The organism is Shewanella sp. DC2-4 (genome assembly GCF_013248875.1).
Lineage (GTDB): Bacteria > Pseudomonadota > Gammaproteobacteria > Enterobacterales > Shewanellaceae > Shewanella > Shewanella oncorhynchi.
Map to the genome: position 1 here is coordinate 4,612,436 of NZ_JABRVR010000002.1, position 12,589 is coordinate 4,625,024.

The following is a 12,589-nucleotide window of genomic DNA, read 5'->3' on the forward strand; positions in this document are numbered from 1 at the left end:
GCAATATAAATCGCAGCCAAGAAAACTAACCTATTATTAATGCTGTATTTTTAGAAAAATTATTTATCAAAAAATGATTAAATTGATTCAGTGCCAACAGTACTAAAGCAATAATAAGAGCGTGAAGCCTATAGTTCAGGAATGAAGATGCGTATTGCCCATCTCCCACTCCCACAATATTAAATGCCACTAAAAAACTTCGGACTCAGCTAATCAACGATTAGCTATCGTCGGCTTCCATGTAACGCCAACACACGGCAGTGCTACCGCTGCAATTCATCCACCGATCCATAACACAGTGGTAAACCGCAAGGCTTGCTTGTAGCATAACAAGCCTCTACGTTAAACAACTTCACTAGCACTACCGCTTACAAGTACCCGCTTAACGACAAGGATGTTATGAAGATATTCACTATTGCGACTCTCCTATTACTGTTGACAGTAAGCTTTGCAGCAACTGCAGAAAAGTCCGCGCTGGAACAGCTATTTGAGCAACAACAATACGACGCTTTCTTGCAACAAGCACAGCAGCAAGCAGCAGAGAACAATGCTGAGGCGTTATTCTTACTGGGTAAAGCCTACCATCTCGGCCGTGGCGTCACGCAAGACAATGCCACCGCCAGCCAATACTATGAACAAGCCAGAGCCTTAGGTTCGGCCCGTGCCAGCCATAATCTAGGCAGCATGGCGCTGGATAATGATAGCAAAACGCAGGCCATCCCCTTGTTAGAAGAAGCGCTGGCGCGGGGTCTTAAACTACCGACCTTATATAACCTAGGACGAGCACACAGTCCGGCAGATCCCAGCTCAAGGTTCTATCTAGCGAAAGCAATCACTGCGGCGCAGCAAGCGGGGAGTTACTTTGGGCAAGCCTTTGAACTCCAGCCCGATAACCTCTATCTGGATAATGCCTCACGCGAGTGTCTGCGCGCGTACTTAATGGCGATGCAAAGTGTCGGCAGCGAAAGAGAAAGCCTCAACATCCCGCAGTTACGCCAGCAAGCCATAAAGTGGCTAGAATTGGGTATGGCAGCAGATGACGGTACGGCGTGGACAAACTACGGCGCTCTGCTGTTGAATGAAAATGACTACAGCGGTGCGAAAGCCGCATTTTTACAAGGTGCTAAGCATCAAGTTGCCATCGCTAACTATCATTTAGGCAGCATGGAAGAGCGCGGTTTGGGCGCAGAAGCCGATAAAGTGCGAGCACTGGCATACTACGAGAAAGCAGCGTTAGCCGGCATGGAACAAGCTAAAATGCCCGCATATAATCTGCTTAATGCACAACTAGAATACGAAAATGATCTCACGAAATTGGAACAGGGCATTGCCCGCTTTAATGCTCTAAAACAGCAAGATGAGTATGTTCCCATCTCACTGGACTCAGTTATTCATCGCCTGGCGTGGGGCACGTTTCTGGCACAGCAGCGACAACAGATTATTTCGCTGCCAACAGCGGCCAAAAACCAATTAAGCTTGCAGGCCTGTGGTTTAGGCTACAACCAACTGCATGGCAGCACATACAATATTGGAGAAAACTCTCACTGGCGTATGGCGGCGTATCTAACCTTAGCTGACAAAATCGCCTTACCACTAGAAGGCAGAGTCGATGAGCATGGCTGCGCCAGTTTAACGATTGCCATGACAGATCAGCTGTATCACTTGTTACAACAAGGTGCCGTATTCGGATTGCGCTTTCCCAACTACACACTGCCACTGGCATTAAGCCGGCAAGAAAATATCTTGCAGCTGACACTTATGCCCGTCGAGACCCCATTACCGGTTAATTAGTCACAGCAATTTAAGCCTGTGGCCGCGCTTGCTCAGGTTACAGGCATAGTCTATTTTCGACAGCAACATCTTATTAATCTTGCGATTCCCTCGCCCAATATCCGGCCAACATGGCGCCTGATAGGTTATGCCATATCGAGAAGATGGCACTGGGGATAGCGGAAATGGGGCTAAAAAATTTAATACATAAAGCAGTGGCGAGACCGGAGTTTTGTAGGCCAACTTCGATAGAGATAGTTTTACAAACTGTGTGGTTAAAGCCTAATAAACGGCAACAGAAATAGCCTAAGGCGAGACCAAGACCATTATGTAAGAACACGGCCAGCAGAATAATGGGGCCAACTTTATCAAACTGATTGGCATTTAACGCCACGATAATCGTAATCGCCATCACAATTGCCAAGATAGAAATCAGTGGCAATGCAGGAGCGACTTTAGCCACCAGCGATTTAAAAAAATGATTGATAATCACGCCAACGCTGACAGGGATTAGCACAATTTTCACTAAACTCAGCAGCATATCGGCGAAGGGTATATCGATCATTTCCCCAATCAACAGCTTAATAATCAGTGGTGTTAACACCACGCCCGCTAAGGTTGATAGGGCCGTCATGGTTATCGATAAAGCCACGTCGCCTTTCGCTAAATAACAGACCACGTTTGAGGCGGTGCCGCCTGCAACACTGCCTACTAGCACCATGCCTATGGTGAGTTCCCTATCTAATCCTAATAACAGGCTGATCAATAATGCGCTGAGCGGCATGACCGAAAATTGCAGCACGAGTCCTGCGAGTACCGCACGTTTCTGTTTGAAGGCATTAGCAAAATCCTGAAGATCTAAGGTGAGCCCCATAGATAGCATGATGATCACCAACAGCGGCACTATGGCGGATTTAAGCTCAGTAAACCAACTCGGTATCAGATAAGCTGTCATTGCGCCTATCAGTGCCAACAGCGGGAAGAAGCGGTTTACGTTTGCCAACATAGTGGGCCCTTTACATCAAGAGGTTATTTTTATCGCTCGGATGATGACAGCCGTCCCTTGGATAGACAAGCGCTAATCCGCCAGCAACAAAATGCCTAGAATGGTGATTTTCAATCTCAGTATTTAGACTGACACGGCAAGCTAACCCCGCAAATCTACAATAAATTCCGCTAAAAAATGTATGATAAAAATGCATTCTCAATCGCTAAAACATGATCTGCTTAACAAAAAGCCCGTGATTTCCTTGTTAGGAAACCGTAACTTATAACCAGTTCACGTTTTAACAATTACATACGAGGTAGTCTTATTGCGCTAGGTGGTCGTGAATTACCTAAAGCAATTTCGGTGTTTACGGTTAGCACTCTCAGATAGGAATCGTTATGTCATCAGTTATTCAAACGCTCAGCGGCGCTATCGCAACGCCTTATCAAGCGAATATTACCGTCCCTAACTGGATGCTCGGCTCGATGGAACGGGTCATGCAGTACTATGTCGATAAGAATCTTCGCCTCGATACGCTTTCCGCAGAAATGATGCCAGCACCGGTTGAAGGCAAAAAATATATGCTATACGCACATATTCCCTTCTGCCATACCCTGTGCTCTTACTGTACCTTCCACCGTTTTATGTTTAAGGAAGACAAGGCGCGTGCCTACTTCATCTCATTACGTAAAGAGATGGAAATGGTCAAGGCCCTCGGCTATGACTTTGAATCTATGTACATTGGTGGTGGTACCACCACGGTATTAGAAGACGAATTAGCCCGTACCATAGAACACGCTAAAACCCTATTTCCTAGCATTAAAGAAGTCTCCTGCGAGTCCGATCCGCAGCATTTAGACAGCCCAGGCTTTAAACAGCTCAAAGGCTTAGTGGATCGCATGTCTATCGGCGTGCAAAGCTTTAATGACGATATTTTAAAAATGACCGACCGACTCGATAAATTCGGCACGGGTCAGCAAACCTTCGACAAGATCATGGGTGCCAAAGAGTTATTCCCTATTATCAACGTCGACCTGATTTTTGGTTTCCGCGGCCAAACCGATGAAGTGATCCAACACGATCTCGACATGGCATCGCGCTTAGACCCAAGACAAATTACCACCTATCCGCTGATGATCACTCATCAAACCCGTAAGAGTGTTAAAGGCAAATTAGCGGCGCCGCAAGCGGATATGGCAAACCAATATCGCCAAATATTAAACAGTCTTAATGGTCAATATAATCAATTATCTGCATGGGCATTTGGTAAAACCGATGACGAAGGATTTGACGAATACGTTATTGATTACGACGAATATTTAGGGGTAGGTTCGGGCTCATTTAGTTTCTTAAATGACACGCTTTATGTGAACACTTTCTCGCTACGTAAGTACCAAGAACGCATCGCAGCGGGTCAAATGGGTGTCGAGCAACAAAAGAACTACAGCAAAAAAGACGTGATGCAATATCGCTTTTTGCTGGGCATGTTCTCCGGCCGTTTATCGCGTAAATATTTCCGCGAAACCTTTGGCGTCAATTTAGATACCGCCTTATTTAAAGAAATGACCTCGATGAAACTGATTGGCGCCATCAAAAACGACCCAACAGATCCAGACAATCTGATCGTCACCGATAACGGCAAGATGATGGGTCTATTGATGATGAAAGAGTTTTACTCAGGCATGGACAACGTGCGCGCTCAATTGCGTAAGCCACTCAAACCCTGCGATATGTAACACTTATTGATGATTGTTGATTCATAAAGACTAAACAGGCCCTTCGAGGGCCTTTTTGTTAACTCGGTTTAAAGGTAATCTTGCCCAGTACTATTAATTGAGCACAATCCCAACAATAAAGGAGTATTCGTTATGGGTTTTAATGAACAAGAAAAACAAGCCTTATTAGCACTCAAAGGCGTTGGCCCTACGGTAATTAAACGCTTCGAAGAAATTGGCATCAGCTCGCTGCAACAACTCGCCCAACACGAAGTGGATGATATTGCTAACTTAGTCGCCAGCATGCTGCGCACCACTTGCTGGAAAAATAGCCCACAAGCGCGAAATGCGATAAGTGCGGCCATCGACCTCGCCCGCGCGCAATAATCGTTCCCCATTGATACTAAAACATCCAACTAGAGTTAAGAAGTACATGTCAGCACACTTAGCCATACCCCTTTTTGCTATAGTTTTACTCGTCTACGGAGAAACTGCCTCTGCCAACGATAGCAGTTTTGGCGATGCTAATGGCTCTATTACCTTGAAATATCAGCCTAATATCAGTATGGATAAAGAGTCTCTCTTCATCAGCGAGACCGAAGTCAGGGTCGATTATGTGTTTACCAACACCAGTTCGCAGGATCTTATCGTCCCCATCGCCTTCCCCATGCCACCGATGTTTTTTGGCTCCGCCGATCACAGCAGTATTGATAACTTCACCCTTAAAGTGAATGGCAAAACCCAGCCAACTCAACACAGGCTTGTTGCCCAACTTGCCGATAAAACCGATATTTCAACCGAGCTGAAACAGCTTGGCTGGGGTGTAGATGAAGTCGCTTACTTTGCCGAATATGCCGAAGTCCCCGAGGGCAAACCCGCGCTCCCCAAGCAATGGTTGGATGAGGACCAACAAATCGCCTTTACCCTAAGTGATTACTTTGTGTGGGAACAAACCTTTCCCGCGGGCCAATCTGTCGCTATCAGCCATAGCTACACGCCAAGCCTCTCAACGGGCATCCCCGATACTGCCAGTAGTATTATTGATACTTACACTGAACTGGCCTGTTTAGATGAAAGCGCCAAGCAAGGGATTAAGAAACGCAATCTCGTCGTTAAACAAGACGGTGAAGATCAGGAGATTGGCGTCGAATGGAGCCATCTTAGCTATATTTTGGTCACAGCTAATAACTGGCAAGGGTCGATTAAGGACTTCAAACTCACCCTAAAAAAATCCCAGCCCACAGATCTCATTAGCTTGTGTTTTGATGGCGAGCTTAAAAAAACTGACCCACTCACCTTTGAGTTCCAGCAAAAACAGTTCACGCCAAAGCAAGATCTCAGCGTCCTGTTTATTCGTAAACCGAATTTTGAATAATCAGAAAAGAAGCCAGCTAAGTGCTGGCTTCTTTATAACTTGCTATTTTTAATTTAAAAACTATAGGTCATACCTAACCAGTAACGGCGGCCATCTTCGATATAACCGTATTCCTCTTGGGTAATTTCCTTATCGAAGGCGTTATAAATGCCCGCGCTAAATTTCAGGCTATCGTTCAACTGGTAGTTAGCCCCCAAATCCAGCAGAGTATAAGAAGGGGCGATTAAGCTGCTCGATGAAGGTCCTGTCGTCGGTTGGCTCTCTTCGCCACGGTAGTTCACCCTCAACCAAGTGCTTAAATTATCAATAGGCTCGTAGTTGAAAGACGCTTGAATCAAATGCTTAGGCAATTGATTCAATGGGCTACCTTTATAAACACCTGTCTTTTGCTCCGAATCCGTATAGGTATAGTTACCTGTCAAACTCAAGTTTGAGCGAATGCGATAGTCGATACTCAGTTCAATCCCTTGGGTCACAGCTTCGTCGACGTTCACATAAGTCGTCGGATTAGAACCAAATTGATTTGGACCATCAGTACATTGAGTCGCAGGACAGGCTACGCGGGTGATCTTGTCATTAAACTCGTTATAGAACACACCCGCGCTGGCGGTAATGCTCTCGGTCAGATCAGAATACAAACCTAACTCGTAGTTAACTGAAGTTTCAGGTTGTAAATCTGGATTACCGTACATGTTGCCACCGCGGCTGACTTGTCCCCAGTCGGGCACTGTCTGGCGTAAACTCGGCGCCCTAAAGCCTGTTGATACACCGCCCTTTAAGGTGGTGCTGTCGGTTAATCCCCACACGCCATAAACGCGCGGACTGACATGATTACCAAAGTTTTCATCATCATCCAAACGCAGCCCCATGGTCAGAGCAAAGTTATCGACAATGCGCCATTCATCCTCAGAAAACACCGACCATTGTTTGCGACTAATATCAGTTAAGTCACTCACTTGGTTACCTGTTTCGTCGGTGAGATCTTGATGGTTGAATGCTGCGCCAAAGGTCGCTGTATGACTTTGGCCTAACGTAGTGATAAGGCTAGATTGCGCATCCGTGTTAGTGATTTTCATCTTACGGGATTTATTATCAAACACTTCATGCTTGATATAACTATCCGAAGTACCAAAGTTCCAACGACCTGTATGTGAAAGGGAGAAGGTGCTGTTTTCATATTCTGTCGTTGAAGATTCAGGGCAACCGCGACGACCACAGGCTTCGCCCGGTGCTAACGGTGTGACGGTTTTACCTAAACTGCTGTCGAGTTCTTGGTTAGAAGTACCAACTTCAAACATGATATCGTGATTTTCATTGGGTGTGAGCGCAAATCTCGCGGTCAAGTTAGTCGCATCGCGACCTCGGTAACCACCATAGATTTGATCTTCTTCACGCTGAGTATATTGACCATAAAGTTGCATCCCTAGCAGATCTTTGATCAAACCACCGTTGACGAAAAAGTTGCCTTGATACACATTTCCCGAGTCAGACTTTTCCTGCAAAGTGCTGTCGAGTCGTACCTCACCCTGCCACTCGTTTGGCACTTTGCGAGTGATAATGTTAATTACCCCACCAATGGCATCCGAACCATAAAGTGACGACATAGGCCCACGAACGATCTCAATTCTATCGATAGCAGCCAATGGTGGCGTCCAAGCGCCTTCAACGCCTGGGCCGTCACTGTTGGTCCGTGTCTCGCGCGAGGATTGGCGTTTACCATCCACTAAAATTAACGTGTATTGGCTACCCATGCCCCGCAGACTGATATCCTGACGGTCTGCACCGCCCGTAATCACTACGCCGGGCACTTCTAACATGGCATCGGTTAAGTCGCGGTAGAAGCGGTTATCCAGATCCTCACGGGTGATCACGCTGATAGAAGCTGGCGCATCACGAATTTGCTGTTCAAATCCCGATGCAGTCACCACGATTCTTTCCATCATCTTTTCTTTATCTGACGCGGTATCCGCAAGGGCATTTGTTACTGGTACTGTGGGCAACAAACATAAAGCGGTGATCACTTGAGCGAGGTACTTCTTACGACTTAACAACATAACCGACAAGTCTCCATTAGAGCAAAGATTGTAAATGAGAACAATTTTCAATACGGCAATGTATCTCTATGTTACAATCAGCTCAAGTTAGACTTTAGGTATTCACTTGTAAGAGTTACTTAAAAATGAATAAAAACATGATCAAAGGGATGATCGTTTTTGCGACAATCGCAGAAAAGGGCTCAATGAGTGCCGCAGCGCAGCAATTAAATCTCAGCTCGTCGGCGGTAAGTCAGCAAGTGACCAAGCTCGAAATGGACATGGGGATCAGCCTGTTCCACCGCAATACCCGCAACCTCACACTCACCGAAGCGGGCAGTTTGTTCTATGAGAATTGCCGCAAGGTCATAGCGATAGTCGAAAGCACAGAGCAGAAACTTAATAACTTGAAAGGTATTCCATCAGGGGAATTAAAGATTGCCGCGCCTATAGGATTTGGCGGCGGCCTGTTAAGCGAACCTTTTAATTACCTGTTGGCAGCACATCCACAGATAAGTTTGAATTTACTGCTGCAAGATGGCCCGATAGATATAGTCAACGACGGTATCGATCTGGCGATTTGCATCGGCCCCTTATCGGATTCCAACTTAATTGCCCGCCATTTAGCCGATTGGCGTATGTTACTGTGCGCCTCACCTAATTATCTGCCAATGCATAAAAACCTTAGCCACCCAACGGAGTTAACTGAATTAAATCGGATCTATCACACTTATGCTAAAGGCGATATCTTAACCCACGACTTCAGCCAAGAGTGTTTTGAACTGACAAGCCAGCGAATTAGCGTCAACAATATGCAGGCGTTAATTCAACTCACACTCGATGGTCTAGGATTTGCCGCCCTGCCCGAACCTGAAGTACACAAATACCTCGAAAGCGGCCAACTGGTCACCCTATTACCCGAATGGTCACTCAATACCTACAGTGTTTATAGCGTAACGTCGGCGCGAGATAAGCAGCCCGCAAAAGTGAAAGAAGCGCTCAATGCACTTAGCCAATACTTTAGTCAGGCAGATTTTACAGATAATTATCATAATCGTGCTCCTGCACTCAGCAATATGCTATTCAATATGAATTGAAATTGATAAAAACTAATTTACAATTCTTTATTAAGCATGTTAGCTAGAGCTTGTAAATTAATAGGTGTCACTTTTATAATACCTTTCCCTGGAGCATCTATTTCAGCAATCATCAAGAATGATAATGAAATCATTGCAGGTAATATAAATAACAAACCTAACTTCCCTTTAACTTTCCTTGCATTATAACCAATCAATATATTGCAATTAATTGCAATAACCACCAATAAAATCCAAGCGGCTAATGGAATTTGATGACGCCATCCAGCAAAGGTTTTCTGTTGAGCTAGTACAATTTCGTTAATACTGGCAATCACTAATGAGGTCACAGGAGTCTGTTTCTGGGTAGTTTCATGCACCGCTGTTTCCCATAATACTTTCTGCAAATCCAACACTTTCATCCTAATAAAATCAATACCTTCTGGCGATTGTGCATCATAAATATTAATTCGTTGCTGTAAATATTCTCGTAGTGTGGCCTTCATTAAATCACGGCTTGATTCAGTCAATAAATCTGCTCGCATAAAACCAGTACGAATAACAAAAGCCTCATACTCTTCCGCTGCCTGCCGACTATTGAAGCCACTTATTGACATCGATAACGTAAAACCAATAATTAAACCAAGAAGAGATAAAGTAGCTCCTAGTATTACTCTAAAATCTTCATCGCCCTCATTATTACTAACGCCCTTCCTACCGATAACTTTTTTCCCAATCCAAGCAGACAGAAATAGCACTATAAATGAACCTAAAAACAATCCAATTGAATATAAAGTTAAACCAAAAAATTGAATATCAAGCAAAGTTTCAACCTATTTAATCATAATAAAACTTAAACCTATGTAATAAAAAAGAGAACCATCTCTTCTAAATAAATTATAGGCCTTCGAAAATTACCTTCGAGAAGTTTAGCCCCGAGGTCCCTAGCTATAAATTTAACCAACTCGCAAAGGTGGTGCTCTGGCATTATATTTACTTATCTATTATTTACAGTAGTCAAAATCCAATTAAGATATTTCCTACAAAAAAACAAGATGCCACTGGGACGATGAACTTAAATCAACCATTAAAAACAGGGAGGGAAACGATACAAGATATTAATTTATAATGATAAATTAATATCTCGCACTTGGCTAATAATCAACTCTCGCAGCCATTTATGGCTCAAGTCGTGTTCGAAGTGTTTGTGCCACATCAATAAATACGCACCGGGGATCAGCTTGATGGGTGATGGTAAAGACTGAAGCTCAAAAGACTTCATCACAGCCAAGGCATAGCGCGAAGGCGCGCAGAGGATCAAATCGCTCTGTTCACACAGGGTGAGAGCACTCTGAAAGTCGGTCATATTCACGGCAATATCCCGCTGACGGCCCTCGAGTTGCAACACATCATCCAGCAACCAATGCTCTAAACCGCCAAAGGCCACTTGCAGATGGCGATAACTCAAGAAGGTATCTAAATTCCATTCTTGTGTTAACGCCGGATGATCACGACGCATCAAACACACTGGATAATCCTGCACTAACTCAACATGGCATAAGTCATCGGGAATATTATTCACATGCATGGGTGAACGCTCATCCCACTCGCGGCAACCTATGGCTAAGTCGATGTCGCAGCGCAGTAATCTGTCCATGGTATCGAGTCGCCACGTTTGGCAATTGAGACTCACACCGGGCGCTTGGGTGAGCAACATGGGCATAAAATGGGGAAAGGTCAGCGAATAGGTGGTTTCGACCAAATGCATTCTAAACTGTCGTTGGCTCAAGGCGGGTTCGAAGGTATCCGGCCGAGTAAATTGCGCCAATTGCTGTAAGCATTGGCGCAACTCAGGCGCGAGTGACAAAGCCTTGGGCGTCGGTTTTAGGCCGTAGGCGGTACGCTCAAATAAAGGATCATCAAATACTTCCCTCAGACGTGTGAGCTGTTTACTCACCGCCGATTGGCTCAAATGCAACCGCGCAGCTGCAGCGGTCACGCTTTGTTCCTCAAGTAGGATTTCGAGTACGGGCAGTAAATTCAGATCCAAACGTTTTAGCATCTATGCCTCATTCACCCCAAAATAATGACTAGGGTTGCACTTTTTTAAATGGATTTAACCTTAAATTCTGCGGCAACTTCATCAATAACAGTGACAATAAAATCACAGCTATTCCCATCCATTGGCGCATATCTAAAGTTTCCCCCACAATCATGACCCCTAATGATACGGCAACCACAGGGTTGACTAAAGCGACCATACCCATGATTTCTGGCCCTAAGTTTCGCATCGACCACAGCCAAGCCCAATAGGCAACGGCGGTGTTGGCAATCACTAACCATATCAGTGAAGGTACAAGCGTCATACTCGGTAGCTGCGGTGGCCCTGCCATAAACCAAGCCAGTGGGATCAACATCAAACCGCCTAATAATAGCTGCCACGCGGTCAGCACTAAAAAGTCACCCACATCCCACTTTTGCATCCAGCGAGAAGAAAAGGCAATTAACGTAGTGGCGCTCAACATGCACAACACGCCGATAGGATCGAGATCCGCCGAAGGGTTAAGCAGTAAAATGACCCCACCTAATCCCATCAAACCTAATAATAACCACTTCATTCCTGGGCGTTTTTTATCAATAAGCCAAGCCAGTATTAAGAAGATGAGCGGCAGAGTGGCCCCTAAGGTTCCCGCCACAGCGCCCGGCAAACGATACGCACCGATAAATAGCAAAGTGAAGAAGGCACCAATATTACAAAAAGCCAGCAAACCAAGCTTTGACCAAACCAAAGTTGGCAAACGAGGACGCAGCATCAGCATTAATATCCCCGCAGGCAGCGCGCGCCACACAGCCACCCAATAGGGCGACATATCATGTAAGTAGAGACTCACTAACGCATAGGTCGTCCCCCAAAATACAGGGGCGAGTAACGCAATAATAAAGGGCATAATGACTTCTTAAAAAGTATCTTGATGTTGAGATATATTACTTTGAGATAATAAAACAGGCAAGCCTTGAGATAACAATTCCACCGATTACAACCTCTATTGCATGAACTTAGCCAAATCCACCCACAACAGACACTGCGCTTGGGCGCCGTTTGCCGTATAATCGGCCGTCATTTTCTACAGGCGGGCCAGTATGTTCCATATCGCACTCTATGAGCCAGAAATCGCACCTAACACAGGTAATATCATTCGCCTTTGCGCAAACAATGGCTGCCAGCTGCATTTGATTGAGCCATTAGGTTTTGATCTAGAAGAAAAAAAGCTACGCCGCGCGGGTTTGGACTATGCCGACTTAACCAATGTGACTCGCCATAAAGACTTCGATGCTTTCCTCGAAGCCATGGCTGGCAAGCGCATTATGGCCTGTACGACTAAGGGGAGTCGCCAGCATACTGAACTGAGTTTTGCCAAAGACGATGTGCTGCTATTCGGCCCAGAAACCCGAGGTTTACCGATGGCGATTATCGAATCTATCCCCACTGAGCAGAGACTACGCATCCCCATGGCGGCCACCAGCCGTAGCTTGAATCTTTCTAATGCGGTGGCGATTATCAGCTATGAAGCGTGGCGCCAACTGGATTTTGCTGGCGCACTTTAAGCGCTATCGAAGGTAAATCGGATTGG

Annotated in this window: 11 protein-coding genes; 6 read left to right on the plus strand and 5 right to left on the minus strand. The window is 45.4% G+C overall.

Annotated elements, in window-relative coordinates; all coding sequences use genetic code 11:
- The first annotated feature begins 399 nt into the window (after nucleotides 1–399).
- A complete protein-coding gene (locus HQQ92_RS20930) occupies nucleotides 400–1,791 on the plus strand; it encodes a tetratricopeptide repeat protein (RefSeq protein WP_173248128.1) in 1,392 nt (463 codons plus the stop codon).
- 73 nt (nucleotides 1,792–1,864) lie between these two features.
- Here HQQ92_RS20930 and HQQ92_RS20935 read toward each other — a convergent pair whose 3' ends face one another.
- Nucleotides 1,865–2,776, minus strand: coding sequence for a bile acid:sodium symporter family protein (locus HQQ92_RS20935; protein WP_173248130.1), 912 nt, complete (start codon nucleotides 2,774–2,776; stop codon nucleotides 1,865–1,867).
- Between the two features lie 380 nt (nucleotides 2,777–3,156).
- On the opposite strand from HQQ92_RS20935, the gene HQQ92_RS20940 reads away from it, so the two are divergent.
- The 3 genes from HQQ92_RS20940 to HQQ92_RS20950 all read left to right on the plus strand — a co-directional run bounded on the left by HQQ92_RS20940 (nucleotide 3,157) and on the right by HQQ92_RS20950 (nucleotide 5,848).
- A complete protein-coding gene (locus tag HQQ92_RS20940; RefSeq protein ID WP_105250563.1) occupies nucleotides 3,157–4,494 on the plus strand; it encodes a coproporphyrinogen III oxidase family protein in 1,338 nt (445 codons plus the stop codon).
- Nucleotides 4,495–4,626: 132 nt separating this feature from the next.
- Complete coding sequence (locus tag HQQ92_RS20945; protein WP_011787794.1) at nucleotides 4,627–4,860, plus strand: hypothetical protein; 234 nt, start codon at nucleotides 4,627–4,629, stop codon at nucleotides 4,858–4,860.
- 46 nt (nucleotides 4,861–4,906) lie between these two features.
- The gene (locus HQQ92_RS20950) at nucleotides 4,907–5,848 is read left to right on the plus strand and encodes a DUF4424 domain-containing protein (RefSeq protein WP_173248132.1); all 942 of its coding nucleotides are present in this window, start codon (nucleotides 4,907–4,909) and stop codon (nucleotides 5,846–5,848) included.
- A 53-nt stretch (nucleotides 5,849–5,901) separates the two neighbouring features.
- Here HQQ92_RS20950 and HQQ92_RS20955 read toward each other — a convergent pair whose 3' ends face one another.
- Entirely contained in the window at nucleotides 5,902–7,902 is a 2,001-nt protein-coding gene (locus HQQ92_RS20955; RefSeq protein ID WP_173248134.1) for a ligand-gated channel protein, read from the minus strand.
- Between the two features lie 125 nt (nucleotides 7,903–8,027).
- Here HQQ92_RS20955 and HQQ92_RS20960 point away from each other — a divergent pair, with 125 nt between their 5' ends.
- Nucleotides 8,028–8,978 carry a LysR family transcriptional regulator gene (locus HQQ92_RS20960; protein WP_173248136.1) on the plus strand — a complete coding sequence of 317 codons (951 nt, stop codon included), beginning with the start codon at nucleotides 8,028–8,030 and terminating at the stop codon, nucleotides 8,976–8,978.
- A gap of 17 nt (nucleotides 8,979–8,995) precedes the next feature.
- Here HQQ92_RS20960 and HQQ92_RS20965 read toward each other — a convergent pair whose 3' ends face one another.
- The 3 genes from HQQ92_RS20965 to HQQ92_RS20975 form a co-directional block, all read right to left on the minus strand.
- Nucleotides 8,996–9,781 carry a hypothetical protein gene (locus HQQ92_RS20965; protein WP_173248138.1) on the minus strand — a complete coding sequence of 262 codons (786 nt, stop codon included), beginning with the start codon at nucleotides 9,779–9,781 and terminating at the stop codon, nucleotides 8,996–8,998.
- A 299-nt stretch (nucleotides 9,782–10,080) separates the two neighbouring features.
- Nucleotides 10,081–11,019, minus strand: coding sequence for a LysR family transcriptional regulator (locus tag HQQ92_RS20970; protein ID WP_173248140.1), 939 nt, complete (start codon nucleotides 11,017–11,019; stop codon nucleotides 10,081–10,083).
- Between the two features lie 28 nt (nucleotides 11,020–11,047).
- Nucleotides 11,048–11,905 (minus strand): DMT family transporter, encoded by an 858-nt coding sequence (locus HQQ92_RS20975; RefSeq protein WP_173248142.1) that lies wholly within the window; start codon nucleotides 11,903–11,905, stop codon nucleotides 11,048–11,050.
- 193 nt (nucleotides 11,906–12,098) lie between these two features.
- On the opposite strand from HQQ92_RS20975, the gene trmL reads away from it, so the two are divergent.
- Nucleotides 12,099–12,563 carry a tRNA (uridine(34)/cytosine(34)/5-carboxymethylaminomethyluridine(34)-2'-O)-methyltransferase TrmL gene (trmL, locus tag HQQ92_RS20980; protein WP_173248144.1) on the plus strand — a complete coding sequence of 155 codons (465 nt, stop codon included), beginning with the start codon at nucleotides 12,099–12,101 and terminating at the stop codon, nucleotides 12,561–12,563.
- The last annotated feature ends 26 nt before the right edge of the window (nucleotides 12,564–12,589 follow it).